The sequence below is a fragment of the Brachybacterium sp. HMSC06H03 genome (assembly GCF_001807385.1).
GTDB lineage: Bacteria > Actinomycetota > Actinomycetes > Actinomycetales > Dermabacteraceae > Brachybacterium > Brachybacterium conglomeratum.
This window is the reverse complement of the sequence record NZ_KV788936.1, coordinates 1-2,962: the sequence shown is the minus strand read 5'-3', so window position 1 is coordinate 2,962 and position 2,962 is coordinate 1. Positions and strand designations below refer to the sequence as shown.

Annotated in this window: 2 protein-coding genes; one reads left to right on the top strand and one right to left on the bottom strand. The window is 73.7% G+C overall.

What is annotated here, in order from left to right:
• Positions 1-104: 104 nt before the first annotated feature.
• Complete coding sequence (locus tag HMPREF3159_RS14355; RefSeq protein WP_083305970.1) at positions 105-716, bottom strand: TetR/AcrR family transcriptional regulator; 612 nt, start codon at positions 714-716, stop codon at positions 105-107.
• A 188-nt stretch (positions 717-904) separates the two neighbouring features.
• Between HMPREF3159_RS14355 and HMPREF3159_RS14350 the strand changes: the two genes are divergently transcribed.
• Complete coding sequence (locus tag HMPREF3159_RS14350; protein ID WP_070501806.1) at positions 905-2,842, top strand: potassium transporter Kup; 1,938 nt, start codon at positions 905-907, stop codon at positions 2,840-2,842.
• Positions 2,843-2,962 lie beyond the last annotated feature (120 nt).

Sequence of the window (2,962 nt, the reverse complement as noted above, 5' to 3'; positions counted from 1 at the left end):
GGGGCCGGGCGAGGCGGCGGGGCCGGGCGTCCCGTCCGCCGCCCCGCGCACGGGTCGGCTCGGTGACGTCATGGCGGCCATCGTAGACGGGCCGGCCGTCGCGATCAGCGCGGCTCGGCCAGCTCCAGCAGGCGGGCGTGGGCGAGCTCGCGCTCCTGCTCGGTCGCGTAGGGCGTGCCCATGTTCATCGCGAGCCCCTCGCTGGCCAGGCGCACCACGAGGGCCTGCGCCGGGTCGAAGCCGTCGGCCGAGAGCGCCTCGCGCCAGCGCGCCGCGTCCTCGTCGACCAGTTCCTCCATGCCCGGGCGCTCGCCGAGGACGGTCAGCAGGGAGGACGGGGAGAAGATCTCGGCCGCCCGCGAGTCCGGTGCGGTCAGGGCGCGCACATAGGCGCGCAGCAGCTTGCCGGGACGGTTCTCGGAGAGGTCGACGAGGGCGTGCACATCGGCCCAGAGCTGCTCGTTGGAGCGGTGCACGAGGGCCTTCTCGAGCTCGAGGCGGTGCGGGAAGTGATGGGTCAGCGCCCCCTTGGGCACCCCGGCCCGCCGAGCGATGTCCGCGAGGCTCACCCCGCTGCCGTGCTCCACGAGCATGCTCGCGGCGGCGTCGAGGATCGCGGCGCGAGTGCGCTCGTGTGAGTCATCTGGCGCGGGATGTGACGCACGGAGCAGAACCCGCTCGCTCCCGCCGGGTGCATCGGGCCGCAGCGGTGGCATGATTTCGCTCCGTGCACGAGGACACCTCGAGCTCGCCCCGCTCCGACGAGCCCCTCACCCCAGACCCCGAGCGAACCCCTCCGGCCGACGAGCCCGCCTCGCAGGCCCCTCCCCCATCGGCCGCGCCGCGCTCCCCCGCTGGGCCCCGCGACCACCCGCACAGCCATCACCATCTCGACCACCGCGGCATGCCCCGCTCCCGGACCCCGCTCGCCGCGGCCTCGCTCGGCGCGCTCGGCGTGGTCTTCGGCGACATCGGCACGAGCCCGCTGTACGCGCTGCAGACCGTGTTCAGCCTCCACCACCACGCCGTCGCCCCCACCGAGGCCGACGTGCTCGGGGTGATCTCGATGGTCGTGTGGTGCCTGCTGATCATCGTGACCTTCGCCTACATCGGCCTGATCATGCGGGCGGACAACCAGGGTGAGGGCGGCATCCTCGCCCTCACCGCGCTGGTGCTGCGCAAGCTGCACGGGCCCGGCGGGGTCGGTCCGCGCGAGGCGTCCGTCACGCTGGTGCTCGGAGTGGTCGGCGCGGCGCTGTTCTTCGGCGACTCGGTGATCACCCCGGCGATCTCCGTGCTCTCCGCCTTCGAGGGCATCGAGGTGGCCGCCGCGGTGCCCGACGCCGTGATCGTGCCCGGCGCGCTGATCGTGCTCACCGCGCTGTTCGCCGTGCAGCACCGCGGCACCGGCGGCATCGGGCGGTTCTTCGGCCCGGTGATGGCGCTGTGGTTCCTGACGCTCGCCGCGATCGGGCTGCCGCACCTGCTGGCCGGCCCCTCGATACTGCGCGCGCTGTCCCCGCACCACGCGATCGCGTTCATGGCGGACCGGCCCTTCGTCGCGTTCATCGCGCTCGGCGCGGTGGTCCTCGCGATCACCGGCGCGGAGGCGCTGTACGCCGACATGGGCCACTTCGGGCGCCGCCCGATCGCGGTCGCCTGGCTCGCGCTGGTGCTCCCGGCGCTGGTGATCAACTACCTGGGCCAGGGCGCGCTGATCCTCGCCGACCCCGCCGCGATCGCGAACCCCTTCTTCACCCTCGTGCCCGAGGCGCTGCGGATCCCGCTGGTGGCGCTCTCGGCCGTCGCGACGGTGATCGCCTCCCAGGCCGTGATCTCCGGGGCGTTCTCGGTGGCGCGGCAGGCGACGCGGCTGTCGCTGCTGCCGCGGCTCAAGGTCACCCAGACCTCCCTCGAGCACGGCGGCCAGGTCTACCTCCCCGCCATCAACCTGCTGCTCTTCGCAGGGGTGGTCACCCTGGTGCTCGTCTTCCGCCGCTCCGAGGCGCTCGCGGCGGCCTATGGCCTGGCCGTCACCGCGACGATCCTGCTGGTGCTCGCGCTGTACCTGCTGTACGCGCGACGGATCCTGCGCCGACCGCTGTGGCAGGTGGTGGCGCTCGCGGCGGTGGTCGGCGGGCTCGAGCTGCTGCTGCTCGCCGCGAACATCGTGAAGATCCCCGCCGGCGGCTGGATCTCCCTGGTCATCGCCGCCGCGCTCACCACGATCATGCTGGTGTGGCATCGCGGGGCGCGGATCCTCTTCGGCCGCCGACGGGAGCTCGAGGGGCCGCTCGAGCAGTTCGTCGCCGGCCCCGACTGCGCGGTGCGACGGGTGCCGGGCCTGGTCGTCTACCCGCACGGCGATCCGACCACCGTGCCGCTCGCGCTGCGCACCGGGGTGGAGATGAACCGGGTGCTCCACGAGCACGTCGTCATCGTGACGATGAAGCACATCGGGGTGCCGCACGCCCACCACGACGACCGGGTCCACGCCCGCGAGATCGGGCCGGGGATCGTGCAGGTGACCTATCTGGTCGGCTTCCACGACTCGCAGGACGTCCCCGCCGCGCTGCGCACCGCGGTCGCGCTGCTCGGGCACTCGCACGAGGCGGACTGCCCCGAGGTCTGCCGGCGGCATCTGCCCGCGCTCGCGGTCGACGCGGACGAGGCGATGTACGTGCTGTCGGTGTTCCGCATCGAGGCCGGGCAGGAGCCCGTCATGCCGCGCTGGCAGAAGCGGCTCGTGCGCCTTCTCGAGAAGGGCTCCGCGAACCGCACCCAGGTGCTGCATCTGCCGCCGTCGCGCACAGTGGTGATGGGCGCCGAGACGGTGCTCTAGCGGGGCTCGTCCTCGGGGGCGGAGCTCTCGACGTGGTGCCCGCGGTCCGGGTCCGGGCGGTCGTCCGGGCCTGCCGCGTCCTCGGCGCCGGCCCGGTGGACGGACCCGTCGGCGGCCCCC

Coding starts and splice junctions, on each gene's coding strand:
- HMPREF3159_RS14355 (WP_083305970.1), bottom strand. CDS start 716: ATGCCACCGCTGCGGCCCGATGCACCCGGCGGGAGCGAGCGGGTTCTG.
- HMPREF3159_RS14350 (WP_070501806.1), top strand. CDS start 905: ATGCCCCGCTCCCGGACCCCGCTCGCCGCGGCCTCGCTCGGCGCGCTC.